Source organism: Streptomyces sp. NPDC048507, from assembly GCF_043199995.1.
GTDB lineage: Bacteria > Actinomycetota > Actinomycetes > Streptomycetales > Streptomycetaceae > Streptomyces.
In genome coordinates this window covers 139748-162742 of the sequence record NZ_JBICWZ010000008.1, presented here as the reverse complement: position 1 = coordinate 162742, position 22995 = coordinate 139748, and the positions used below count along the sequence as shown (strand labels likewise).

The 22995-nt window shown below is 70.9% G+C and carries 21 protein-coding genes, 1 tRNA gene and 1 pseudogene; 8 read left to right on the top strand and 15 right to left on the bottom strand.

Annotation, left to right across the window (positions count from 1 at the left end; genetic code table 11):
• Nucleotides 1-149 precede the first annotated feature (149 nt).
• A pseudogene (locus ACGFXC_RS23225) lies at nucleotides 150-386 on the top strand (DUF4265 domain-containing protein); the annotation flags it as partial.
• A 142-nt stretch (nucleotides 387-528) separates the two neighbouring features.
• On the opposite strand, the gene ACGFXC_RS23220 reads toward ACGFXC_RS23225, so the two are convergent.
• The 7 genes from ACGFXC_RS23220 to galU all read right to left on the bottom strand — a co-directional run bounded on the left by ACGFXC_RS23220 (nucleotide 529) and on the right by galU (nucleotide 5944).
• Nucleotides 529-602 (bottom strand) — tRNA-Ala (locus ACGFXC_RS23220).
• A gap of 86 nt (nucleotides 603-688) precedes the next feature.
• Nucleotides 689-1741: a hypothetical protein gene (locus ACGFXC_RS23215; RefSeq protein WP_393715640.1), complete on the bottom strand. Its 1053-nt coding sequence runs from the start codon at nucleotides 1739-1741 to the stop codon at nucleotides 689-691.
• A gap of 156 nt (nucleotides 1742-1897) precedes the next feature.
• Nucleotides 1898-2494 carry a GNAT family N-acetyltransferase gene (locus ACGFXC_RS23210; RefSeq protein ID WP_393715638.1) on the bottom strand — a complete coding sequence of 199 codons (597 nt, stop codon included), beginning with the start codon at nucleotides 2492-2494 and terminating at the stop codon, nucleotides 1898-1900.
• Nucleotides 2495-2511: 17 nt separating this feature from the next.
• Nucleotides 2512-3018, bottom strand: coding sequence for a molybdenum cofactor biosynthesis protein B (locus tag ACGFXC_RS23205; RefSeq protein ID WP_393715882.1), 507 nt, complete (start codon nucleotides 3016-3018; stop codon nucleotides 2512-2514).
• Between the two features lie 110 nt (nucleotides 3019-3128).
• Nucleotides 3129-3611 (bottom strand): cyclic pyranopterin monophosphate synthase MoaC, encoded by a 483-nt coding sequence (moaC, locus tag ACGFXC_RS23200; RefSeq protein WP_351823824.1) that lies wholly within the window; start codon nucleotides 3609-3611, stop codon nucleotides 3129-3131.
• 85 nt (nucleotides 3612-3696) lie between these two features.
• On the bottom strand, nucleotides 3697-5037 hold the full coding sequence (gene glp / locus ACGFXC_RS23195) for a gephyrin-like molybdotransferase Glp (RefSeq protein WP_393715636.1): 1341 nt from the start codon (nucleotides 5035-5037) through the stop codon (nucleotides 3697-3699).
• Between the two features lie 4 nt (nucleotides 5038-5041).
• Nucleotides 5042-5944 (bottom strand): UTP--glucose-1-phosphate uridylyltransferase GalU, encoded by a 903-nt coding sequence (galU, locus tag ACGFXC_RS23190; RefSeq protein WP_393715634.1) that lies wholly within the window; start codon nucleotides 5942-5944, stop codon nucleotides 5042-5044.
• A 93-nt stretch (nucleotides 5945-6037) separates the two neighbouring features.
• On the opposite strand from galU, the gene ACGFXC_RS23185 reads away from it, so the two are divergent.
• A complete protein-coding gene (locus ACGFXC_RS23185; protein WP_393715632.1) occupies nucleotides 6038-6658 on the top strand; it encodes a 5-formyltetrahydrofolate cyclo-ligase in 621 nt (206 codons plus the stop codon).
• A gap of 99 nt (nucleotides 6659-6757) precedes the next feature.
• On the opposite strand, the gene ACGFXC_RS23180 is transcribed toward ACGFXC_RS23185, so the two are convergent.
• The gene (locus ACGFXC_RS23180) at nucleotides 6758-9715 is read right to left on the bottom strand and encodes a penicillin acylase family protein (RefSeq protein WP_393715630.1); all 2958 of its coding nucleotides are present in this window, start codon (nucleotides 9713-9715) and stop codon (nucleotides 6758-6760) included.
• Nucleotides 9716-10004: 289 nt separating this feature from the next.
• On the opposite strand from ACGFXC_RS23180, the gene ACGFXC_RS23175 reads away from it, so the two are divergent.
• The 6 genes from ACGFXC_RS23175 (at nucleotide 10005) to mscL (ending at nucleotide 16135) form a co-directional block, all read left to right on the top strand.
• Nucleotides 10005-11465, top strand: a complete 1461-nt coding sequence (locus ACGFXC_RS23175; protein ID WP_393715628.1) for a potassium/proton antiporter — start codon at nucleotides 10005-10007, stop codon at nucleotides 11463-11465.
• A 639-nt stretch (nucleotides 11466-12104) separates the two neighbouring features.
• Nucleotides 12105-13448 carry an MFS transporter gene (locus ACGFXC_RS23170; protein ID WP_393715626.1) on the top strand — a complete coding sequence of 448 codons (1344 nt, stop codon included), beginning with the start codon at nucleotides 12105-12107 and terminating at the stop codon, nucleotides 13446-13448.
• Between the two features lie 67 nt (nucleotides 13449-13515).
• A complete protein-coding gene (locus tag ACGFXC_RS23165) occupies nucleotides 13516-13842 on the top strand; it encodes an FmdB family zinc ribbon protein (protein ID WP_393715624.1) in 327 nt (108 codons plus the stop codon).
• Nucleotides 13843-13925: 83 nt separating this feature from the next.
• Complete coding sequence (locus tag ACGFXC_RS23160) at nucleotides 13926-14759, top strand: S-methyl-5'-thioadenosine phosphorylase (protein ID WP_393715622.1); 834 nt, start codon at nucleotides 13926-13928, stop codon at nucleotides 14757-14759.
• Nucleotides 14760-15076: 317 nt separating this feature from the next.
• Complete coding sequence (locus ACGFXC_RS23155; RefSeq protein ID WP_393715621.1) at nucleotides 15077-15511, top strand: hypothetical protein; 435 nt, start codon at nucleotides 15077-15079, stop codon at nucleotides 15509-15511.
• A 123-nt stretch (nucleotides 15512-15634) separates the two neighbouring features.
• Nucleotides 15635-16135 (top strand): large conductance mechanosensitive channel protein MscL, encoded by a 501-nt coding sequence (gene mscL / locus ACGFXC_RS23150; RefSeq protein WP_393715619.1) that lies wholly within the window; start codon nucleotides 15635-15637, stop codon nucleotides 16133-16135.
• 13 nt (nucleotides 16136-16148) lie between these two features.
• On the opposite strand, the gene ACGFXC_RS23145 is transcribed toward mscL, so the two are convergent.
• The 7 genes from ACGFXC_RS23145 to ACGFXC_RS23115 are packed head-to-tail and all read right to left on the bottom strand — an operon-like array spanning nucleotide 16149 to nucleotide 22967.
• Nucleotides 16149-16373 carry a hypothetical protein gene (locus ACGFXC_RS23145; RefSeq protein WP_393715617.1) on the bottom strand — a complete coding sequence of 75 codons (225 nt, stop codon included), beginning with the start codon at nucleotides 16371-16373 and terminating at the stop codon, nucleotides 16149-16151.
• 37 nt (nucleotides 16374-16410) lie between these two features.
• Nucleotides 16411-17844 carry a NarK family nitrate/nitrite MFS transporter gene (locus tag ACGFXC_RS23140; protein WP_393715615.1) on the bottom strand — a complete coding sequence of 478 codons (1434 nt, stop codon included), beginning with the start codon at nucleotides 17842-17844 and terminating at the stop codon, nucleotides 16411-16413.
• The gene (locus ACGFXC_RS23135) at nucleotides 17841-18209 is read right to left on the bottom strand and encodes a DUF6755 family protein (RefSeq protein WP_393715613.1); all 369 of its coding nucleotides are present in this window, start codon (nucleotides 18207-18209) and stop codon (nucleotides 17841-17843) included. The genes ACGFXC_RS23140 and ACGFXC_RS23135 overlap by 4 nt, the downstream gene beginning before the upstream one ends.
• Nucleotides 18206-18904 carry a ubiquinol-cytochrome c reductase iron-sulfur subunit gene (locus tag ACGFXC_RS23130; protein WP_393715612.1) on the bottom strand — a complete coding sequence of 233 codons (699 nt, stop codon included), beginning with the start codon at nucleotides 18902-18904 and terminating at the stop codon, nucleotides 18206-18208. Before ACGFXC_RS23130 ends, ACGFXC_RS23135 begins: the two co-directional genes overlap by 4 nt.
• On the bottom strand, nucleotides 18901-19500 hold the full coding sequence (locus ACGFXC_RS23125) for a 4Fe-4S dicluster domain-containing protein (RefSeq protein WP_393715610.1): 600 nt from the start codon (nucleotides 19498-19500) through the stop codon (nucleotides 18901-18903). The genes ACGFXC_RS23130 and ACGFXC_RS23125 overlap by 4 nt, the downstream gene beginning before the upstream one ends.
• 6 nt (nucleotides 19501-19506) lie before the next feature.
• Entirely contained in the window at nucleotides 19507-21840 is a 2334-nt protein-coding gene (locus ACGFXC_RS23120; RefSeq protein WP_393715881.1) for a molybdopterin oxidoreductase family protein, read from the bottom strand.
• A gap of 29 nt (nucleotides 21841-21869) precedes the next feature.
• Complete coding sequence (locus ACGFXC_RS23115; RefSeq protein ID WP_393715608.1) at nucleotides 21870-22967, bottom strand: MFS transporter; 1098 nt, start codon at nucleotides 22965-22967, stop codon at nucleotides 21870-21872.
• Nucleotides 22968-22995: the final 28 nt, after the last annotated feature.

Below are 22995 nucleotides of genomic sequence, written 5' to 3'. Positions count from 1 at the left end.
ATTATGTGACGGAACGTCACCCACCGCTCCTCACGTGCGACCCGGACGGAGATGAGTCAGCCCTGCCACCTCCGGACCCGGATGCGGCATGGCTGATGGCGCGGTGACGAACATCGGCGACGGCCACGTCAAAGTCCACTTCCGTTGAGGTGGGGCTCGATGACGATGGGGTCTTCTGGGCCGGGGAGACGGTCCTGCCGTCTCAGAACTGCACGATCCGGCTGATCGTGTGGAAGGACGACGGCTCGGCCGCTGCCCGGCAGAGCGTGCTGGAGGCCTTCCACCAGCGCCTCGGCGCCACCGGCGAGGGAGGAATCGAGCGGTACCGGATGGCGGCCTTGGACGTCCCGCCTGAGGCTGACCTGCCGCAGATCCGCAGGCTCTTGGAACCCGGCGAGGCAAGAGCGCCCCCGCCCACGTTCGGACATCACCTTGGACGCACCCCACAAACGCCGAGATCCCGCCCCGCCTTTCGGCGGAACGGGATCTCGTCACCGTTCTCGGGAGCAACCCGTGAACTGTCGTTTGTGGACCTGTGGGGATTTGAACCCCAGACCCCCTCGATGCGAACGAGGTGCGCTACCAGACTGCGCCACAGGCCCTTGCGACGTGTGAAACATTAGCATCCCCGCGCGGGTGCTCCAAAACGCGTTCCGCGCAGGTCACCCCGTCCCCCCGTGACCGTCGCTCACTCGTTCGCGGCGCGGGGCCGGTCCTCGCCCTCGTACTGGTCGAAGAGCGGAGTGCGGCCCCGGCCCTGGCCGCGGGGACGGGGGGCGGTGGGGGTCTTCGCACCGTCCTGGCCGGGAGCCGGCTTCGGGACGGCCGGCTGGGCGCGCAGGCGCGGGTCCGTCGGCTCGGCGGTGCTGGAGCGGGTCGCGCTCCAGCCGTCCGGGGCGGCCGGGCCGGTGGCGCGGGGGGCGACGGGGGCCGTCACGTACGTCGGCAGCGGGACCGGTACGGGCTCCCAGCTGTCGCCGCGCGCCGGTCCGCGCTCCCGCTCGCGCTGCTGGTCCACCCACTCGGCATGGTCGGTCTGCTCGACGAGCGCGCGACGCCCGGCCTCCTGCGGGGAGACCGGCGGCGCGGGATCCGGTTCGCCCGAACCGGATCCGGAGCCGGGCCCGGCCTCGGTGTCCGGGGCGGGTTCGCGGCGGCGCGGGCGGTTCTCGCGGAGCTGGCGGGCGGCCGCCTCGGCGCGCCGCCGGTCCATCGTGAACTCGTAGCGGCGCCGTTCCTGCACCCGCAGATGGACGATGTACGTACTCAGCAGCAGCGCCGGCACGGCGGGCACCCACAAGTACTGCAGACCGCCGACGGCGGCCGCGATAGCCCCGGCGCTGAAGGCGAGGAAGAGCAGCGCGGTGGTGCGGCGGCGGCGCGCGAGGACCTGGAGGCGCTGCTGGCGGCGGGCCCGCTCGGCCTCGCTCGCCCTCGGCTCGGCCCTGGTCGGGGGCACGCCGAAGGCCCGGTCGTCGGCGTCCACGGAATTCACCGTTTCCGTCGCCGCTTCCGGGTCCGCGTGGGGCTGGGGCTCCGCCTGTTCCTCACCGCGCTCACGCAGCCCCTTGGCGTAACGGCGCTCCATTCCCGCCCGGCCGGAAAGAAGCCGGATGGCAGTGGAGAAGCGTTCCGTCGGACGGGCTTCGTTCAGCTCGTCCTGCCTCCGGAGCCACATGGGCACCAAGTAGGCGGCCCAGGCCCCCACGATGACTGCGTAGATGAGGCCGCTGCTGCTCACACCCCACACCGTAGAGGGGCGCGGCATGGGGGATCAGCCAATTGAGCCGGTGTGTCGCACGATCCGGCTGATATCACGGACTTTTTTTGTGATTCTTCGGATCAGGTTATGGGCGAATCGGCCAGAAATTCGAACGCTTTTGCGACTGTCCGATTTTCAGGCCGGTTTCCGGGTTCGGTGCCAGCGGCGCACCAGCCCCTCCGGCACCTCCTCCGCCGTGAGCGCGAACACCAGGTGGTCGCGCCACGCCCCGTCGATGTGCAGGTAGCGCGGACGCACCCCCTCCTCGCGGAACCCGAGCTTCTCCACGACCCGCCGGCTCGGCACGTTCTCCGGGCGGATGCACACCTCGATCCGGTGCAGCCCGACCTTCCCGAAGCAGTGGTCCACGGCGAGCGCGACCGCCGTCGGCATGACGCCGCGGCCCGCCACGTCCCGGTCGACCCAGTAACCGACGTGCGCGGCGCACATCGAGCCCCAGGTGATCCCGGCGACCGTCAGCTGACCGACCAGCCGCCCCTCGTACTCGATGACGAACGGCAGCATCCGGCCCGCGTTCGCCTCCGCGCGCAGGTGGCGGACCATCTGCCGGTACGTCGGACGGTGGACGACCGGCCCCCACGGCGCGGGCGGCGGGATCGTGGCCTCCCAGGGACGCAGCCAGTCGCGGTTGCGCCGGTTGACCTCCCGCCAGGCCTTCTGGTCGCGCAGCTTTATCGGCCGGAGGGTGACGTCGCCGTCCGCCAGCGCCACCGGCCAGGAGGGGCCGTTCAGCTCGGGCTCCCGGGGGCGGGCGCGGGTCTGGGGTGGTCGCCGCCCCGGAGCTGGTCGACCGCGTGCGGCAGGATCCGGGCCAGGACGGCGAGGCCGTCGCGGACCCCGCCCGTGGAGCCGGGCAGGTTGACGATCAGGGTGTGGCCCGCCACGCCCGCCAGCCCCCGCGAGAGCGCGGCGGTCGGCACCTTGTCCAGGGCCTCGGCGCGGATGGCCTGCGGGATGCCGGGGATCTCGTAGTCCAGCACCCGGGCGGTGGCGTCGGGGGTGCGGTCGGTCGGGGAGATGCCGGTGCCGCCGGTGGTCAGGATGACCTCGTACCCGGCGGCCACGCCCTCGCGCAGGGCGAGCTCGACGGGGTCGCCGTCCGGGACGACGCGGGGGCCGTCCACCGTGAAGCCGAGCCTCTCCAGCGCCTCGGCGAGCAGCGGGCCGCCCCGGTCCGCGTACACGCCGCGCGAGGCGCGGTTCGAGGCGGTGACGACGAGTGCGCGCGCCGGCAGCGCCGGGCCGGGACCCGGCTCGCCGGCACCCTGGTCCGGGGCGTGGCCCTGGTCCTGGTCGTCGCCGTGGCCATGACTGTGGCTGTGGACCTCGCCGCCGCGCGGGAGGATCACGCGCGGGTCCAGTCGCCGGACTTGCCGCCGGTCTTCTCCTCCACCCGGACGTCGGTGATGACCGCGCCCTTGTCGACCGCCTTCACCATGTCGATCACGGTGAGTCCGGCGACCGCGACCGCGGTCAGGGCCTCCATCTCGACGCCCGTGCGGTCGGTGGTCTTGACGGTGGCGAGGATCTCCACGGCGTCATCGACTACCGACAAGTCGACTTTCACACCGGACACCGCGAGCGGGTGACAGAGCGGGATCAGGTCGGGGGTCCGCTTCGCCCCCATGATCCCGGCGATCCGCGCGGTGGCGAGGGCGTCGCCCTTGGGCACGCCCTCACCCCGCAGCAGCTCGATCACCCGGGGCGACACCAGGACGCGCCCGCTGGCCCGCGCCGTGCGGGTGGTCACGTCCTTCGCCGAGACGTCGACCATCCGGGCCGCGCCGGCCTCGTCGATGTGGGTCAGCCTGCTGCTCTGCGTACTCATATCTCCGTGCCGCTCCCGCTCCGGGCCCCTTGAGCCGTGGCATGGGGCCTGTGTGGTGCAACACGCTACCCGCACCGGACCCCGCTCAGCCGAGCAGGATCACTTCCAGTTCGCTCCCGGGCTCCACCGAAGTGACGTCCTCCGGTACGACCATCAGCGAGTCGGCGTGCGCCAGCGCGGCGATCAGGTGCGAGCCCGATCCGCCGACCGGGCCGACCGTCCCGCTCTCGGCGTCGTACGCCCCGCGCAGGAACTGGCGGCGGCCGGCCGGCGAGCCGATCGGCCGGTCCGCCTTGAGGACGGCCCGCACGCTCGGCCGGCTGACCTGGGACTGCGGCAGGCCCATCAGCGCCCGGATCGCGGGACGCACGAACAGCTCGAAGGAGACGTAGGAGGAGACGGGGTTGCCGGGCAGCGCCAGCAGCGGGGTGTGGTCGGGGCCTACCGTGCCGAAGCCCTGCGGCTTGCCCGGCTGCATGGCGAGCTTGCGGAAGTCGACATTTCCCGCCTCGACGGCCTCGTCGCCGGCCGACACGGAGGTCAACGCCTCCTTGACCACGTCGTACGCGCCGACGCTGACCCCGCCGGTGGTGACGAGGAGGTCGGCCCGGATCAGCTGGTCCTCGATGACGGAGCGCAGCGTCTCGGCGTCGTCGGCGACCGCGCCGACCCGGTAGGCGATGGCTCCGGCGTCCCGCGCGGCAGCGGCCAGCGCGAAGCTGTTGGAGTCGTAGATGGTGCCGGCGGCCAGCGCCTCGCCCGGCTGGACCAGCTCGCTGCCGGTGGACAGGACGACCACCCGGGGACGCGGCCGGACCCGGACCGCGCCGCGGCCGATGGCGGCCAGCAGCGCGATCTGCGGCGGGCCGAGAACGGTGCCGGCGGCCAGCGCCAGGTCACCGGCCTGTACGTCGCTGCCGCGCGAGCGCACGTGCGCCCGGGCCTCGGCGGCGCGGTGCACCCGCACCTCGCCGCCCGCGCCCTCGGGTGCGGCGCTGGCCGGCGTCATCCCGGAGGCGGCGCCGCCGCCCGTACCGCCGTCGGTCCACTCGACCGGCACGACGGCCTCGGCGCCGGGCGGCAGCGGCGCTCCGGTCATGATGCGGGCGGCCTGGCCGGGGCCGACGGTCGGCAGTTCGCCGCTGCCCGCCGCGACGTCGCCGATGACGGCGAGCACCGCGGGGAACTCCTCGCTCGCTCCCTGGACGTCGGCCACCCGGACGGCGTAACCGTCCATGGAGCTGTTGTCGAAGGGCGGGAGGGCGACGGGCACGGTGACGTCCTCGACCAGGACGCAGCCCTGGGCGTCGAGCAGCTGGAGCTCGATGGGCTCCAGCGGCCGGACGGCGGCGAGGATGTCCGCGAGGTGCTCGTCCACCGACCACAGACGGTGCGGTGCGGTGTCCTGCGGTGCGGAACTGCTCAAGGTCCTACATCTCCTCCGTGACGTAACGGTGAAGCCAGGTGCGGAACTCCGGGCCCAGGTCCTCACGTTCGCACGCGAGTCGGACGATGGCCCGCAGGTAGTCCCCGCGGTCCCCGGTGTCGTAGCGGCGGCCGCGGAAGACCACGCCGTGCACCGGGCCGCCCACGCTCTCGTCGGCGGCCAGCTTCTGCAGGGCGTCGGTGAGCTGGATCTCCCCGCCGCGGCCCGGCTCGGTCTCCCGCAGTATGCCGAAGATCGCGGGGTTGAGGACATACCGTCCGATGACCGCGAAATTGCTGGGGGCCTCGGAGGCGTCGGGCTTCTCGACGAGTCCGGTGACGCGGACGATGCCGTCCTCGTCGGTCGGCTCGACGGCGGCGCAGCCGTAGAGGTGCACGCTGGCCGGGTCGACCTCCATCAGCGCGACCACGGTGCCGCCGGTGCGGGCGTGGACGTCGACCATCTGCCGCAGCAGCGGGTCGCGCGGGTCGATGAGGTCGTCGCCGAGCAGGACGGCGAAGGGCTCGCTGCCGACGTGCGGCTCGGCGCAGAGCACGGCGTGGCCGAGACCGCGCGGGTCGCCCTGGCGGACGTAGTGCATGGTGGCGAGGTCGCTGGACTCCTGGACCTTCTTCAGCCGGTCGTCGTCACCCTTGGCGATCAGGGCCGATTCCAGCTCGTAGTTCCGGTCGAAGTGGTCTTCGAGAGCCCGCTTGTTACGCCCCGTGATCATCAGTACGTCGTCCAGGCCGGCCGAGACGGCCTCCTCCACCACGTACTGGATGGCCGGTTTGTCCACGACCGGGAGCATTTCCTTGGGGGTCGCCTTGGTCGCCGGAAGGAACCGAGTGCCGAGGCCCGCGGCCGGAATGACGGCCTTCTTGATCACGGGGTGCGACTGAGTCATGGGCAGAACGATAGTGGGTCACGCCGAACGCTCAGCCAGATTCCGGTAATTATGTCCGGTTATGAATCAATAGGAAAGGTATGTGAGTTGCCTGTGACGGACATTCCGTCCGGGAAGTCCCCCTTCCCGCCCGAAAAGGCCGCGCTGCGCCGGGACCTCCTCGCAGCCCGTCGCGTCCGCTCCCCCGAGGCGCGCGCCGCGGCGGCCGGCGCGCTCTCCCGCTCCGCGCTCTCCCTGCCCGAACTGGCCGGGGCGCGCACGGTGGCCGCGTACGTCTCCGTCGGCGCCGAACCCGGCACCCGCGAACTGCTCGACGCGCTGCTGGCGGCGGGCAAGCGGGTGCTGCTGCCCCTGCTGCTGCCCGACAACGACCTCGACTGGGCGGCCTACGAGGGCCCCGCCGGCCTCGCCGAGACCGCGCACCCGGGGAAGATGCTGCTGCTGGAACCCACGGGGCCGGCGCTCGGCCCGGACGCCGTCACCGGCGCCGACGCCGTCCTGCTGCCCGGACTGGCCGTGGACCGGCGCGGGATGCGGCTCGGCCGCGGCGGCGGCTCGTACGACCGGGTGCTGGCCCGGCTGGAGCGGGCGGGGGCGCACCCCGCGCTGGTGGTGCTCCTCTACGACGAAGAGGTGGTCGCGCGGGTCCCGGAGGAACCGCACGACCACCCCGTCCGGGCGGTCGCCACCCCGTCGGGGGTGATGCGCTTCTGAAGCGGCCCGGCCGTCGCCGCGGCCGCCTGGTGCGGCGACCGCGGCGACGGCCGGGCTTCGGCTTCGCCAGGGCTTCGGCGTCGCCAGGGTGCAGCGTCGCTAGGGCTTCAGCGTCAAGGTGTCCACCGTCGACTTGTCGACAGCCTCCTTGCCGAAGGCCCAGTCCAGCAGTTCACCCTTGGCCCACATCGTCGTCTGGTCCGTGTACGTGGAGTCGTACGCGTGCCCCGAGGCGCCGGTCAGGTTGATCCAGCGGGACTTGTCCAGGTCGTTGAGGTTCACGACCATCCGCATCGACGGCACCCAGGTGACCTCGTACCCGCTGGCGGCGTTCCAGCCGGTCGCGTTGACGGTGGCCTCGCCGCCGCCCAGGTTCCACGGGCCGCGGTTGAGGAGCCAGCGCATGGCGGTCGGACCCTCGGTGCCGATCGTCTGGTTCTTCAGGTTCAGCTGGTGCAGCCGGCCCCAGCTCCAGGTCGACTGGTCCTTGCCGAGCTTGGCCGTCAGCTCCCAGCGGGCGTCGTTCATGGCCCGGGCGAAGAGCTGGTCACGGGTGGTCGTCGCCGGCTTGGTGAGCGTCTTCGGCGAGGACCACCAGGGCGACTTCTCGTCCTTGACCAGACGGCGGACCACCTCGAACCAGCGGTCACCGCCGTCCGGCTGCGCGGAGTCGGGACCGCGGGTGCCGCACTCGCGGACGGTCTTGGCGAGGTCGTCGTCCGGGCCGTCGCTCTCCTGGACGTTGAAGCAGCTGCCCTCGATCCGCAGCTCCTTGGGCATCTTGTCGCCGAAGGCCAGCTTGAGGACGTTGCGCCAGACCGCGTTGAAGTACGCGGCCGCCGCGGAGTCGTTCTCCTGCGTGTAGTTCCAGCCCTCCAGCAGCTTCTGCGCCGAGCGCACGTCCGGGTCCGAGACCTGGATCTTGGCCAGCATCGGGGTCAGCAGCGCGGCGATCTCGCTGCTGTTGTCCATCTGCATGGTGCGCATGTCATCGGTCGAGATCTTGCCGCTGTCCTTGATCTTCGCCTCGATGAGGTCGTTGATCCGCTGGCTGCGGGCGCCGTAACCCCAGTCCGTGGTCAGCACGTACGGGTACTTGCCGGCCCCGCTCTCGGTGACCGCCTGGTTGGCGGTGACGACGTAGCCGCGGGCCGGGTTGAGCTCCCAGGGCATCTCGTTCTGCGGGATGTACCCCGCGTTCCCGTCCTTGCCGCCCTTCCAGGCGTACTTCGGGTCCCAGCCGGGCGCCGGCATGCGGCCGTCGCCCTGAGTGCGGATCGGGATGCGGCCGGGGGCCTGGTAACCGATGTTGCCGCTGGCGCCCTTGTTGTCGGCGTAGATCAGGTTCTGGGACGGGACCTCGAAGTCGGCCGCGGCCGCCCGGAAGCTGGTGAAGTCCTTGGCCCGGTCGAGCTTGAAGACCGCGTCCATCGACTTGCCCGGATCCAGCGCGGTCCAGCGCAGGGCGACGGCGTAGCCGTCACCGCGGTCGGGGGCGGAACTGGGAACGGGGGCGCGGACGCCCACGGACTCCAGTTCGTCGCTGCGGTCCGAGATCAGCGGTCCGTTGTTGGTGGTGCGGACGGTGATCTTCTTGCTCTTGCCGCCGGCGACCTTGATGACCTCTTCACGGGTGGTGAAGGGGAGCACCTTGCCGTCGTAGACGTAGCCCTCGGGCTTGACCTGCTCCAGGTAGAGGTCGGTCACGTCGGCGCCGAGGTTGGTCATGCCCCAGGCGATGTCGGCGTTGTGGCCGATGACCACGCCGGGCATGCCCGAGAAGGTGAAGCCGGCCACGTCGTACTGGCACTGGGGCGAGACGGCACGGCAGTGCAGGCCCATCTGGTACCAGACCGAGGGCAGCTGGGGCGAGAGGTGCGGGTCGTTCGCGAGGAGCGGCTTGCCGGTGGTCGTGTACTTGCCGCCGATGACCCAGGAGTTCGAGCCGATGCCGCTGCCGTTGGGGCCGAGGATGGCCGGGATCTCGTCCAGGGTCTTGGCGAGGGAGGTCAGCTGCGTGCGCAGCCCCACCGTCGCGCCCTGGGCGGAGACGTTGTCGGCGAGGCCGGTCCGGCCGCCGTTGGGGGCGGCCTGCGACCCGGTGCCGGTGCCGGAGCCGGTTCCCGTGCCGGTGCCGGTGCCGGTTCCCGTGCCAGTACCCGTTCCCGTGCCGGTGCCGGTGCCGGAGCTGCTGCCCGAGCCCGTGCCGGTGCCGGTGCCCGAGCCCGTACCCGTACCGGAGCTCGAACCCGAGCCCGTGCCGGTGCCCGTGCCGGAGCCCGAGGCGCCCTGCGGGGCGTACTTGCCGCCCGCGACCGTGCCGCCCTCGACGATCGGCTTGTTCCGGTCGAAGGGGTACGGCGGGTACAGCTCGTCGATCTGGGCCTGCGAGAGCGAGTTCGCCATCAGCGAGCGGTCGATCTCGTCCTGCATGTTGCCGCGCAGGTCCCAGGCCATGGCCTTGAGCCAGGCCACCGAGTCGACCGGCGTCCACTGCTCCGGCTTGTAGTCGCCGGTCAGCTTGAGGGCGGCGTGCTCGACGGAGAGGTCCTTGCCGGACTTCCCCTTCAGGTACGCGTTGACCCCGTCGGCGTAGGCCTGGAGGTACTTCTTCGTCTCCGGCGAGAGCTTGGTGTCGTACTCGGCCTGCGCGACCTGGCGCCAGCCCAGCGTGCGCAGGAAGGCGTCGGTCTCCACCTGGCCGGACCCGAACATCTCGGAGAGCCGGCCGGAGGTCATGTGGCGGCGTACGTCCATCTCCCAGAACCGGTCCTGCGCGTGCACGAAGCCCTGCGCGCGGAAGAGGTCCTCGTCGTTGTCGGCGTAGAGCTGGGGGATCCCGTGCTCGTCGCGCTTGACGTCCACGGTTCCGGTCAGGCCGGGGACCTTGAGGGAACCGGTGGTCTGCGGGAAGGAGGCGCGCACGGTGTCCACGCTCCAGTACGCGCCGTAGCCGATGACCGCCAAGAGCGCCAGGACCATCACGAGCACGAGCAGGCGTGCGCGTGCGCGTCGTCCCTTCTTCTTGACGGAAGGTCCGGATTCATTGGCGGGCATCGCTGTCCTTAGAGGGGCAGGGTGGTCCTGGGAGTGCTGGGAGCAACCATAGGCGCAGGACCGTGTGCGGTGATCCGCCAGGGGTCGAGGTCATGAGGACAGGGCCGAACAGGCGTTTCACAATGTGACTATCGCGTCAAGGAATCGTCAAAGATTAGGTAAGGTAACGAAGTAACTTGCCGGACGCGCCGCCGGAAGGAACGATCCGCCGATCCGTCAGGCGCTCTGAGGAAAGGGCCGCCCGCTGACTGTCCACACGCTCAACGAGCTTCTGCTGGTCTGTTCGCTCGTGCTGCTCGTCGCGGTCGCCGCGGTGCGCATCTCCTCACGCAGCGGCCTCCCCAGCCTGCTCATCTACCTCGGCATAGGCATAGCGATAGGCCAGGACGGCATCGGCAACGTCGTATTCGACAATGCCGAGCTGACGCAGGTCATCGGTTATGCCGCGCTCGTCGTGATCCTCGCCGAGGGCGGTCTGGGCACCAAGTGGAAAGAGATCAAACCGGCGCTGCCGGCCGCGATCGTGCTGTCGCTGGTGGGGGTGGCGGTCAGCGTGGGCGTCACGGCCGCCGGCGCGCACTACCTGGTCGGACTGGAATGGCGGCAGGCCCTGCTGATCGGTGCGGTCGTCTCCTCGACCGACGCCGCGGCCGTCTTCTCGGTGCTGCGCAAGGTCCCGCTGCCCGCGCGGGTGACGGGCGTGCTGGAGGCCGAGTCCGGCTTCAACGACGCCCCCGTCGTCATCCTGGTGGTCGCCTTCGCGACGGTCGGTCCGGTGGACGACTGGTACGTACTGCTCGGCAAGATCGCACTCGAGCTGGCCATCGGCGCGGCGATAGGCCTGACGGTGGGCTTCCTGGGGGCGTACGGACTGCGTCACGTGGCCCTGCCCGCCTCGGGCCTGTACCCGATCGCGGTGATGGCGATAGCCGTGGCGGCGTACGCGGCCGGCGCGATGGCGCACGGCTCCGGATTCCTCGCGGTGTACCTGGCGGCGATGGTCCTCGGCAACGCGAAGCTGCCGCACTGGCCCGCCACGCGCGGGTTCGCCGACGGGCTGGGCTGGATCGCGCAGATCGGCATGTTCGTGCTGCTGGGTCTGCTGGTCACCCCGCACGAGCTGGTGCACGACTTCTGGCCCGCCGTGATCATCGGACTGGTGCTCACGATGGTGGCGCGGCCGCTGGAGGTGTTCGTCAGCCTCCTGCCCTTCCGGGTCCCCTGGCAGGAACAGGCCCTGATGTCGTGGGCGGGGCTGCGCGGCGCCGTCCCCATCATCCTGGCGACCATTCCGATGGTGACCGGGATCGAGGGCAGCGACCGCGTCTTCAACATCGTCTTCGTGCTGGTCGTCGTCTACACGCTGGTGCAGGGGCCGACGCTGCCTTGGCTGGCCCGCAAGCTGGAGCTGGGCGACACGGACGAGGGCGCGGCCGACCTCGGGATCGAATCGGCGCCGCTGGAGAAGCTCCGCGGCCACCTGCTCTCCTTCTCCATCCCGCCAGCCTCGCGCATGCACGGCGTGGAGGTCAGCGAGCTGCGCCTGCCGGCGGGGGCGTCGGTGACGCTGGTGGTCCGGGACGCGAAGAGCTTCGTGCCGGCGCCGTCGACGGTGCTGCGCCGGGGGGACGAGCTGCTGGTGGTGGCCACCGACCCGGTACGCGACGCGGCCGAGGCCCGGCTGCGGGCGGTGGCGCGCGGCGGCAAGCTGGCGGGGTGGCTGGGCACGGGTGGCGGAACGTCACTGTGACGGGCCCCGGCGGTCGGCGGCGCGGCGGCACCCGCCGCCGGCGCGCTGCCGGTCCGCGGCTGGTGCGCTGCCGGTCCGCGGCTGGTGCGTTGCCGGTCCGCGGCCGGCGCGTTGCTGGTCCGCGGCTGGTCCGGCCCCGTCGTCCCGAATCGGAACGGGCCGTCGGCGGGCGGGCCGGAGGCATTCCGGTCGTGTCAGGCGGGAGAACGCGGCGGCCGCTCGCGGTTGCGGAGGGTGACGTATTTGTCGACTTTCGCGACCGTCGCGATTTAGAGCACCGTTCTAATTCGGCCAATTTCGGTGGTGTGTGACCTTCTTTGAGCCCATTTCTGGGGTCTGGAATGCGAAGCTCCAGTTAATCGCAGGTGAAGACATGAGTTGTCACCGTAATCACAGGGCGTGCTACGGGATTCCCCTGTACGATGAAGGCACACCAGATCGAACCAACTCTGCCTGACGCAGAGCTGGCGCGACCGCAAAGCGGCCGTGGCACCCTCCCGCAGTGGGCGCCCAGGTATCACTCGGTTCTGCGCAAGAGGACAGCTCTCGGGGCTCCCACATGTACGGGTGCGGTCGCTCACAAGGCGGCGCATCGTCCGCAGACGGGGACGCTCTACCAGGCAGCGGAAAGGCCAGGCCGTGACATCCGCGGTCACGACCGACAAGTCCGCCCCGACCACCCGGCCCGGCTACGGGCAGCTGCTGCGCACGCCCGGCGCCCTGGGCTTCGTCCTCCCCGGCTTCGCCGCCCGCCTGCCGTTCGGCATGCTGACCATCAGCATCCTGCTGCTCGTGCAGCACGCCACCGGCTCCTACGGCGACGCCGGCATCGTCGCCGCCGTCACCGGCGTCTCCATGGCCCTCTCCGCCCCGGTCATGGGCAAGTTCACCGACCGCCGCGGCCAGAGCGCCGTCCTCGTACCGGTCGTCCTCGTACACGCCACCGCGGTCGTCGCACTGACCGCGCTGGCCCTGCTCGGCGCCCCGCTGTGGGCGCTCGCGCTGGCCGCCGTCCCGGCCGGCGCATCCGTCCCGCAGGTCGGGCCCATGGTCCGGTCCCGCTGGGCGGCCAAGCTGGAGGGCTCCCCGCTGCTGCCGACCGCGGCCGCGTTCGAGTCTGTCACCGACGAGTTCACCTTCGTCGTCGGCCCCGTGCTCGCCACCGCCCTGTGCACCGGCATCCACCCGGCGGCCGGCCTGGCCACCGAAGCGGCCCTGACCCTGCTCGGCGGCCTCTTCTTCGCCGCGCAGCGCTCCAGCGAGCCGAAGCCCGCCGCGGCCCTGGCCGGCGGCGAGAAGCACGCCTCCGCGCTGTCCTTCCCGGGACTGCGCGTCCTGATCGTCGCCTTCATCGGCATCGGCGCCGTCTTCGGCGGCATGCAGGTCTCGCTCGCCGCCTTCTCCAACGAGATCGGCAACCCGGGCGCCAACGGCCTGCTGTACGGCGTCTTCGCCGCCGGCAACATGACCGCGGGCATCGCCATGGGTGCCATCGCCTGGAAGATCGGCCCCCGTCGCCGCCTGATCGCGGGCTACGTCGGCCTCACCGCCGCCGCGTCCGTGCTGTGGGCCGCGCACTCGATGATCCTGCTGGGCGCGCTCGGCCTGGTCGTCGGCCTGTGCATCGCCCCCGCCCTGATCACCGGCTACACGATGATCGAGCAGCTCATCCCGGCCGCCTCGCGCACCGAAGCCTTCACCTGGCTGACCGGCGCGGTCGCCTTCGGACAGGCCGGCGCCGTGACCCTGGCCGGCCGTCTGACGGACGCGCACGGGTCCTCGTACGGCTTCCTCGTGCCCCTGGTCGCCACGGCGCTCGCCCTCGTCACCCTGCTGGCCCTGCGCTCGAAGCTGACCCCGACGGCGCCGAGCCGGATCGTGAACGCGTCCGCTCCGGTGGCCGCGCCGGCCCCCGCCCAGAGCACCCGTAACCGGGTGAACGAGCGTGGCATCGGTCACCGCCAGCCTGTGACGGTGGACTGATCCGCCGGAATACGTCACCATGGAGCGTCGTTAGCACTCATTGAGTCAGAGTGCCAGGAGGAAATTCGTGCCGACCTACCAGTACCAGTGCACCGAGTGCGGTGAGGGCCTTGAGGCCGTGCAGAAGTTCACCGATGACGCACTGACCGTGTGCCCGAACTGCGACGGACGCCTGAAGAAGGTGTTCTCCGCCGTCGGCATCGTCTTCAAGGGATCCGGTTTCTACCGGAACGACAGCCGTGGCGCTTCGTCGAGCAGCACGCCTGCCTCGAAGCCGTCGTCTTCGTCCTCGACGTCGACCGCCGCCGCGCCTGCCGCCGCGTCCTCCTCGACGTCGTCGTCCGGCACGGGCGGCAGCAGCAGCGCCGGCGCCGGCTCGACGTCCGCCGCCTGACCCGTACGTCTTCCGTTTTCCGTAAGGCCCCGCACGCCCTCCTGGGCTGCGGGGCCTTGCGCGTGCCCGGTTAGGGTGGCGCCATGGTGAACGCAGAGATCGGTGTCATCGGCGGCTCGGGCTTCTACTCCTTCCTTGAGGACGTCTCCGAGATTCAGGTGGAGACCCCGTACGGGCCCCCGAGCGACTGCCTGTACGTCGGCGAGCTGGCCGGGCGCAAGATCGCCTTCCTGCCACGGCACGGGCGCAGTCACACCGTGCCCCCGCACAAGATCAATTACCGGGCGAACCTGTGGGCGCTGCGCTCGGTCGGCGTGCGCCAGGTGCTTGGCCCGTGTGCGGTGGGTGGTCTGCGCGCCGAGTACGGACCGGGCACGCTGCTGGTCCCGGACCAGCTGGTCGACCGTACGAAGTCCCGTGCGCAGACCTACTTCGACGGGGAGCCGCTGCCGGACGGCACCGTCCCCAACGTCGTGCACACCACCTTCGCCGATCCGTACTGCCCCGTCGGGCGCTCCGTGGCGCTCGCGGCGGCGCGGGAACGCGGCTGGGAACCGGTGGACGGCGGCACGATGGTCGTCGTGGAGGGACCCCGGTTCTCCACGAGGGCCGAGTCGCGGTGGCACGCGGCGGCCGGCTGGTCGGTGGTCGGCATGACCGGACACCCGGAGGCGGTCCTCGCACGCGAGCTGGGCCTCTGCTACACCTCGATGGCCCTGGTCACGGACCTGGACGCGGGCGCCGAGACGGGCGAGGGCGTGTCCCACACGGAGGTTCTGAAGGTGTTCGGCGAGAACGTGGGCCGGCTGCGCGAGGTGCTCTTCGACGCGGTCGCGGCACTTCCCCCGACGGAATCCCGCGCCTGCCTGTGCACCCACGCCCACGACGGCTGGGACCTGGGCATCGAACTGCCGTAGCGGAGCGCGGGACGCAGGGCGCCGGGGCACGGGGCCGACGGGATTCCGCGCACCGCACGCGTCCCACGTGAGGGTGACGGAGTTGTCCACAGGCTGGGGATCGTCCACAGGTTCGAGCACGATCCGGCCGGGCGGTCGATGGTGAAGGGTGTCCGGGCGCTGGGTCCGGACTCCGGAACTCGACCAGTTCGGCGGTGCTCACCATGTCCAGGGCCTCCTCGTGCTCACCCTGCACACCCTCTTCGCCCGGCTCCTCCACTCCTTCGTCTTCGACGTGCCCGCCCGGGCACACCGTCCCGGCCTTCGCTCCCGTGCGCGTGAGCCGGGCCGGTGGCCGGCTGCGCCGTGCGGTGCGCCGCAAGAGGCGACTCACGGCGGCCGGACTGGCCGTGGTGGCGGCCGCCCTGGCGGTGGGCGGTACGGAGGCCCGCGCCTCCCGGATCGCGGCGCCGCCCGCGGTGAAGCCGCCGCCGGCCGTCGTACGCATGGTGTCGGCCCCGGTACGCATCGCCGACGCGGCCACCGTGCGGTTGCTGCGTCCCGGCGACCGGGTGGACGTGGTCGCCGCCGAGCGCAGCGGGCCGCACCGCGTGGTGGCGGAGGGTGCCCGGGTCTCCGAGGTGCCCGCACCGGACGTGAACCAGGGCATCGGGGACGGTGGCGCCCTGGTGGTGCTGTCCGTCCCCCGGGACACCGCACGGGCTCTCGTGGGAGCGGGTGCGGCGGCTCGGCTGGCGGTGACGTTGTGCTGATTCGCACGTACGCCCAGTCGAATCACCTTGAGGTGGGCATCGATTGGACAGGACGGGCCCAAACTGCCGTAGTTTTCGGAACCGTTGGCTCCGTGTTCGGCAGTTCCGAAGAAAGGCTCAGTGGTGAGCGAGAAGAAGAAGGAGAGCGTCCTGGCGGGCTTCAAGGCCTTCCTGATGCGCGGCAACGTGGTCGACCTGGCGGTGGCCGTGGTCATCGGCGCCGCGTTCACGAACATCGTGAACTCGATCGTGAAGGGGATCATCGCCCCGATCGTGGGCGCCATCGGCACCAAAAGTCTGGATGCCTACACCTCGTGTCTGAAGGATCCCTGTGGGGTCGACGCGGCGGGCGAGCCGACCGGCGTCCGCATCCTGTGGGGGTCGGTGCTCAACGCCACGCTGACCTTCCTGATCACCGCCGCGGTCGTCTACTTCCTGATGGTCCTGCCCATGGCGAAGTACCTCGCCCGGCAGGAGGCGCGCCGCAAGGCCAAGGAGGGCGTGAAGGAGACCATGGAGATCACCGAGCTGGAGGTCCTCAAGGAGATCCGCGACGCCCTGGTGGCGCAGCGGGGTCCGAACGGCGGCGGCGGAGCGGCTTCGGGCACGCGCGACGCGTTCTGACCGGTCCGCCGGATCAGATGTGGTGCGGGGGCTTCTCGTCGAGGAAGCGGGCCAGGTCGGCCGCGCTGCCGCCGGCGGCCGGCCGCTCGCCCCAGCCCCGGTCGGTGTCGTCCGAGGACTGCTGGTCCAGCGGGTCGTCGAAGACCAGCTTCGGCCTGGGCTTCGGGTCCGGCTTCGGCGCCGGATGCGGGGTCGCGGCGGGTTCGGGACGCGGGTCGGGGGCGGCGGAGGTGCTCATGCCTCCAGAGTACGGCCGCCCCCGCCGCCCGCTCCGGTCAGCTGGGGGCTTCCGCGCCCTTGCGCGCGTAGAACCACCAGCACACGACGAGGCAGGTCGCGTAGAAGCCGATGAACAGCCACAGCGCGTTGGTGACGGCCATGGCCGCGAACATCGCCGGGATGAAGAAGAAGCCGTAGGCGGCGATGGCGGAGGAGAAGCCCGTGACGGCGCCCGACTCCATCTCCGACTGCTTCAGCGCGGCCGCCTGCCCCTCGGGGCCCTGGCCCTCGGCCTGGCGCATGTGCTGGTCCCGGAAGATGACCGGGATCTGGCGGAAGGTCGAGCCGTTGCCCAGCCCGGAGAAGGCGAAGGCCGCCAGGAAGCCGATGAAGAACGCCCAGAAGCTGCCCTGGTCGCTGCCCGCGGGAAGCGCGAAGATCACGACCACCAGGGAGGCCGCCATGCCGACGAAGGACAGCATGGTCACTCTGGCGCCGCCGATCTTGTCGGAGAGCCAGCCTCCGGCCCAGCGCATGAGGGCGCCGATGAATGGGCCGATCCAGGCGTAGGTGGTGGCCTGGTAACCCTGCGCCTCGAAGTTGTTCTTGATCAGGAGGGGCAGGCCGGCGGCGAAGCCGATGAAGGACCCGAAGGTGCCGACGTAGAGCCAGGTCATCAGCCAGTTGTGCTTGCGCTTGAAGATGATCTTCTGCTCGCTGAAGGGGGCCGCTGCCACCTTGAGGTCGTTCATCAGGAACCAGGCCAGCAGCGCCATGATCACCAGCAGCGGGACCCACAGGAACGCGCCGTTCTGCAGCCAGATGTCCGTGTTCTTCTTCGCGTCGTGCTGCGGTCCGCCCGCGGGGGCGCCCAGGACGGCGGCGGTGACCACCAGGGGCGCGACCAGCTGGACCACGCTCACACCGAGGTTGCCGAGACCTCCGTTGAGGCCGTTGGCGCTGCCCTTCTCCCGTTTGGGGAAGAAGAAGCCGATGTTGGCCATGGAGGAGGCGAAGTTGGCGCCGCCGATCCCGCAGACGGCCGCGATGAGCGCCAGCTCCCAGTAGGGCGTGGAGTTGTCCTGGAGCGCGAAGCCCAGCCACAGCATGGGGGCGACCAGGATGATCGTGCTGAAGGCCGTGAACTTCCGCTCGCCGAAGATCGGCCCGATGAAGGTGTACAGGATCCGGAAGGTGCCGCCGGTGATGCCGGGGATGGCGGTCAGCCAGAACAGCTGCGACTTGGAGAAGCCGAAGCCGACGTCGTTCAGCTTGACGACGGTGACCGACCAGACCTGCCAGACCACGAAGCCGAGCATCAGGGCCGGAATGGAGACCCAGAGGTTGCGCTGGGCGACCCGCCGGCCGGTGGACTGCCAGAAGCCGTCGTCCTCGGGACGCCAGTCCCCGATGGTGGCGCCGGGCTTGTAGGTCTCGGCTCGGTGCGAGCGCACCGAGGAGCCGCCGTTGGTGCGGATGGACATGGTCATCGGTCCTTCGGGTCGAGGAGCCAGAGGCCGATCACGGCGAGGAAGGACAGGATCAGGAATCCCGCCCCCCACCAGGCCGTGGCGGTGTTGCCCTCCATCCACTCGTTGACGGTCACGGTCAGCGCCCAGAGCTGTCCGATCACGACGGTGAGGGCCAGGGCCAGTCGGGCGTTGAGCTTGGAGGAGCGTTCCGGCTCCTGTTCCGTGCCGGCACCCGGGCCGGGGCCGGTGTGCCGGACGCGCGGGTCGCCGTAGCCGCTGGTGGGGCGGATCTGCGGGTACCGCTCGCGTACGGGCCGGTTCAGGCGGGCGTCGGCGCTGCCCGGGCGGTAGTCGGGGCGGGGAGGGGGCTGGGCTTCGCTCATGTCCGCCCGCTTTCGGTGGCGCCGGTGGTGCGCGCGGTGCCGGTAGTGCGCGCGGTGCCGGCGGTGCGGGCCGCTCCGGGGCAGCCCAGCTGGCGCGAGGCGTCGGGGTGGGAGTCGCCGAACTGCCGGCACAGGGCGTCCTTGAGCGGCTCTCCCGACCGGGCGGTGGCCGTGGCCCAGACGCTGCCGTCCGCCAGCTCGGTCAGCAGGATCCGGGGCAGCGGGCGAGGTGGCGGGCCGGCCGTCACCTCGCCGGTGCGTGCGCTGAAGACGCCTTCGTGGCAGGGGCAGTAGAGCTCCCCCTCGGGGCCCCGGTCCTCGCGCCAGAGGACGGCGCAGGCCAGGTGGGTGCAGACCGCCGAGTAGCCGAAGAGGCTGCCGTCGCCGAGCCGGACCGCGAGGGCCCGGTCCTCTTCGCCGGGATACCGAAAGGCGATGGACTGACCCGGTGCCAGCCGGTCGGTGACCTTTTTCGGTGCGGGCAGCGTCTCGCTGTCGCCGTGCCGGTGCAGGATGCCGGCGGCGACGCCGACTCCGCCGATGGCGAGGCCACCGGAGACGGTGGCGACGATGCGCAGGTAGTCGCGGCGGGTGGTGAGGGAATCGGCGCTGATCCGGTCGCGCAGCTGCTCGGCGGCGGCGTCGCCGCCGGGATCCTGGCCCGGCGCGGGAGCGGGCTGTTCGGTGACGCTCATCGGACGTCCACTCCGTTCACCTCGACGATGGGCAGCCCGCCGGGTACGGGCCACTGGACCTTGTCGGCGGGTACGACCATCGCCACGCCGGTGCTGACCATGACGTCGCCGAAGACGAAGGAGTCGGCGACCTGGACGCCGGGCCGTTCGGCCTGGAGCTCTTCGAGGGTTCCGTAGAAGAGGGCCCCGGTCGGGCAGACGGTGGCACACATGGGAGCCAGGCCGTAGGCGGTGCGGTCGTAGCAGAGGTTGCACTTCATCTGGAGCTTCGCCTGGAGGTCGATCTTCGGGACCCCGAAGGGGCAGGCGTTGACGCAGTTGGCGCAGCCGATGCAGCGGGTGGTGTCGGCCTGCTGGACCACTCCGTCGGCGGTCACGAGGATCGCGTCGGCGGGGCAGACCTCGGCGCAGGGCGCGACCGGGTCCTCGCAGTGCATGCACACGGTCGGCAGCGAGGCCACGGACTGGCCGTGGTCGGTGTAGTCCAGGTGGATCATCGACTTGCCGCGGTGCGAGTCGCATTCGCGGCAGGCGGAGACGCAGGCCTGGCAGCCGATGCACCGGCCCGGGTCGATGAAGATCGTGCGGCCCATCATGGCGCGTCAGCTCCTCTCCGCCGTGCCACGCCCCTGGGAGGACGTGGGCGGCAGGGGGTCGGTGCGGGAGCCCTGGGCCTCGGGGTAGGCCTGCTGTCCGGGCGGCATGGGCGGCGCCGGCACCTCGTCGACCTGCCCGGCGGCCTCGATCCTGGCGGCGCAGACCTTGTACTCGGGGATCTTCGAGCGGGGGTCGAGGGCGTCGACGGTCAGGGCGTTCGCGGCCGTCGGGTAGGGCCAGTGGTACGGGATGAAGACGGTGTCGGGCCGGATGGCCTCGGTGACCAGCGCGGGGAACACCTCGCTGCCGCGACGGGTGACGACGCGGACGGGGTCTCCGTCGCGGAACCCGTGCGAGGGGTGGACCTCCACCCAGGGGCGCGGGGTCTGCTCGACGAGTGCGCCCAGGCGGCGCGTCTGGTTCCCGGACAGGAAGTGCGCGACGGTCCGCCCGGTGGTGAGCGAGAGCGGGTACTCCTCGGTGTACGGGTCCATCGGCGCGTGCCACTCGACGACCTGCAGGTGGATCTTCCCGTCGGGGTGGTACGTCTTGCCGCCCTCGAACAGCCGCGGAGTACCGGGGTGGTCGGTGGAGGGGCAGGGCCACATGATCCCGCCGGTCTCCTCCAGGCGCTCGTACGTGATCCCGTAGTAGTCGTTCACGGTGCCGGCGGAGGCGATCCGCAGCTCCTCGAACACCTCGCGGGAGCCGGCGAAGTCGAACTTGTCCCCGGCGCCGAGGCGGCGGGCGAGTTCGCACATCACCCAGGTGTCGGTGCGGACGCCGGCGGGCGGCTCCTGCGCCTTGTTGTGCTTGACGACGCGCGCCTCGGTGTTGGCCATGACGCCCTCGTCCTCCGCCCAGACGGTGACCGGAAAGACGACATGTGCGTTGTTGGCGGTCTCTGAGAGGAAGAAGTCGAACTGCGCATGGAATTCGAGCGTGTCGTACCCCTCCTTGACCACCTGGTAGTTGGGCAGGGAGACGAAGGGGTTGTTGCAGATGCCGATGAGGCCGCGGATCTCCTGGCGCTGCATCTGCCAGACCATCTCCATCATGGAGGTTCCGGCCACCGGGAGTTCGGACTCCTCGATGCCCCAGATGCGGCAGATCTGGCGTCGGTGCTCCTCGTTCATGATGGAACGCCCGCCGGGCAGCAGGTCGGACTTCTGTCCGTGTTCGCGGCCGCCCTGACCGTTGCCCTGGCCGGTGATGGTGCCGTAGCCGGCTCCCGGTTTGCCGAGGTTCCCGGTGGCCACGCACATGTTGATGATCGAGAGGCAGTTCTCGACGCCCTGCGAGTGGTGCTCGACGCCGCGGGCGTGGAAGGCCATGGCCCGGCCGGCCCGGCCGAACATCCGGGCCACCTGGACGATCTGTTCCTCCGGGATCCCGCAGATCGCGGCCGACCGTGCGGGCGGGTAGTCCTGCACCGTCCGGCGGACCTCTTCCCAGCCGGTGGTGTGCGCCGCGAGGTAGGCCTCGTCCGTGAGGCCCTCGGCGACGATCACGTGGAGGACCGAGTTGAAGAAGGCCGAGTCGGTACCGGGTTTGAGGGCGACGTGTACGTCGGCCGTGCGGGCGACCGCGGTCTCGCGCGGGTCGACCACGATCAGCGAGGCGCCGCGGTCGCGGGCGCCCCACACGTACTGGGTCATGACGGGGAAGCACTCGCCGACGTTGGACCCGGCGATCAGCAGGCAGTCGGTGAGCAGGATGTCGGAGAAGGGGTTGGCGGCGCGGTCGATGCCGAAGGCCAGTTTGTTGGCTCCGGCGGCGCTCACCATGCACAGGCGCCCGTTGTAGTCGACGTGCCGGGTCTTCAGGGCGACCCGGCCGAACTTCCCCACGAGGTAGGTCTTCTCCGAGTACAGGCTGGCACCGCCGAGCAGTCCGAAGGCGTCGTTGCCGTGGGCCTGCTGGATGCGCCGTACTTCGGAGACGGTGAAGTCGAGGGCCTCGTCCCAGGAGACCTCCTGGAACTCCTCGTCGCGCGAGCGGCGCATCAGCGGTGCGGTCAGCCGGTCGGGATGGTTGACCTGTTGGTAGGCGTTGATGCCCTTGGGGCACAGCCGCATGCGGTTGATGTCGTGGTTGCGGGGTTCGACGCCGAAGACCTTGCCGCCCTTGTCCACCCGCAGGTACATGCCGCACTGCACGCCGCAGAAGCAGCAGTGGGTGGGGACGAGGGTCTCGCCGTTCTGGTCGGCGTGCCACTGGTCCGCGGGGATGCCGCCGGCGTCGCGGAAGTTGCGGGTGCCGGGCGGGGCGATCGACGGGTCGAGGGGAAGGGGCTGGGACTGGGACTGGGACTGGGACTGGGACTGGGACTGGGGCAGGGTGGCCGGCTGGGCCGGATCCGTCGCGGTCACTTGAACCCCTTCTTGACGTGGCTCAGATAGGCGTTGCCGCGCAGGACCCGCTTGCAGCGCGGGCAGTACTCGGCCCAGGCGTCGAAGCCGAGCTTCAGGTCCTTCATCGTCCCGCGCAGGTTCTCGACGTAGGGGGCGGTGTCGACGGGCTCGCCGCAGCGCTTGCAGGCGAAGATCTCGTCGTCCTGGCGGGCGGTGTACTTGAAGAGCTGCATGCCGACGGCGGCCGGGCGCTGGACGATGTGGAAGAACTTCCCGAAGGGGATGTAGATGAGGGTGAACACCACCGACACCATGTGCAGGATGGCCAGGAACTCGTAGCCGCCGCCGTGCAGGAAGATCGACGAGAAGGTCAGCAGCAGGCCGGTCACCGCGATCACGATGAGGCAGATCAGCGGGAGCAGGTCGTAGGCGAAGCGCTGGCCGGTGATGGCTCCGCGGTCCTTCATGCGGCGCCACAGGAAGTAGCAGGCGCCGGGGATGACGAGGACGGCGGCGATGTCCAGGCCGTGGAACATCAGCCAGCCGACGATGTTGAGCGAGTCGAATCCGATGATCTTGAAGCCCCAGATCCGCATCTCGTAACCGGGACCCGAGCCGCTGTCCGAGGTGAAGGTGAACCAGCCCCAGGTGAGCGGGAAGGTGATCGCGGCGGCCAGCAGGCAGCCCCAGAAGATGAGCTGGTGGGCGGCCCAGCGGGCGCGCGAGCGGGCGCCGAGGAACTTCTGGAAGCCGAGGTAGGTAGCGATCATCTTCGGCAGGGCGGTGGGTGCCTTCTTGAAGTTCTCCACCGAGAAGAAGCTGCCGAAGCCCTTCTTGAAGAGGCGGCGGGCGCCGGGCGCGGAGACCCACACCGTGTAGCGGTAGGCGACGCCGAAGGCCAGGAAGACGGTGGCGACGGCGTACGGCAGCAGCGCGGAGTCGAAGTCGCGCAGCAGGCGGCTGCCCAGCACGATCGCGACGACGAGCAGGAGCGAAACGAGGGTGCCGGCCAGGGTGGCCCGTGCGGCGACGGACCGCCGTGCCGGCGGTGTGGTCTCGGGGTCCCCGGGCGGTGGCGGGGCTGCGGCGAGGACTTCTGTGGGCTCGGACACAGCACCACGCTAGGTGGTATGTACCGTT

Excerpts from the sequence above, each read along its gene's own strand:
- moaC (WP_351823824.1), bottom strand. The coding sequence starts at position 3,611 with ATGAGTACGCAGAGCAGCAGGCTGACCCACATCGACGAGGCCGGCGCG.
- galU (WP_393715634.1), bottom strand. The coding sequence starts at position 5,944 with ATGACTCAGTCGCACCCCGTGATCAAGAAGGCCGTCATTCCGGCCGCG.
- ACGFXC_RS23125 (WP_393715610.1), bottom strand. The coding sequence starts at position 19,500 with ATGATGGGCCGCACGATCTTCATCGACCCGGGCCGGTGCATCGGCTGC.
- ACGFXC_RS23180 (WP_393715630.1), bottom strand. The coding sequence starts at position 9,715 with ATGCCCGCCAATGAATCCGGACCTTCCGTCAAGAAGAAGGGACGACGC.
- ACGFXC_RS23160 (WP_393715622.1), top strand. The coding sequence starts at position 13,926 with ATGGTGAACGCAGAGATCGGTGTCATCGGCGGCTCGGGCTTCTACTCC.
- ACGFXC_RS23130 (WP_393715612.1), bottom strand. The coding sequence starts at position 18,904 with ATGAGCGTCACCGAACAGCCCGCTCCCGCGCCGGGCCAGGATCCCGGC.
- ACGFXC_RS23145 (WP_393715617.1), bottom strand. The coding sequence starts at position 16,373 with ATGAGCACCTCCGCCGCCCCCGACCCGCGTCCCGAACCCGCCGCGACC.
- ACGFXC_RS23140 (WP_393715615.1), bottom strand. The coding sequence starts at position 17,844 with ATGACCATGTCCATCCGCACCAACGGCGGCTCCTCGGTGCGCTCGCAC.
- ACGFXC_RS23135 (WP_393715613.1), bottom strand. The coding sequence starts at position 18,209 with ATGAGCGAAGCCCAGCCCCCTCCCCGCCCCGACTACCGCCCGGGCAGC.